This is a genomic window from Bartonella sp. AA89HNZF (genome assembly GCF_042196905.1).
In the GTDB taxonomy this organism is placed as follows: Bacteria; Pseudomonadota; Alphaproteobacteria; order Rhizobiales; family Rhizobiaceae; genus Bartonella.
Window position 1 is genome coordinate 337 of the sequence record NZ_JBHIRD010000126.1, and the last position, 293, is coordinate 629.

1 pseudogene is annotated in these 293 nt (G+C 38.2%); it reads right to left on the reverse strand.

Annotated features, from left to right (window positions below):
• Nucleotides 1-112 precede the first annotated feature (112 nt).
• Nucleotides 113-293: pseudogene (locus ACFIN0_RS10080) on the reverse strand (phage repressor); the annotation flags it as partial.

A 293-nucleotide genomic window follows, 5' to 3' on the forward strand; every position in this document is an offset into this window, starting at 1 on the left:
CGCTGTTTTGACCGCTTCTTCAGTTAACATAGTATCTGAATGATTTTTGACTTTATCAGCTATTATTTTTAAGCTCTCGTCTACTGTCCCCATTCCCGCTTCTCCTTTGTTTTCAGGGTTTTCTTAAAATCCAAAGAACTTTCCCAACTACACGAATCTCCTCTCCATCAGTTGCCCCATTTATTTTGATAGGTTCTTGATGATTGGGTTCAGTACTTTCAGGCCATAGTTCAAATCCACTAATAGTTTGACGTATACGTTTAGCTGTACGCTCAATCATTTGACCATTGAAT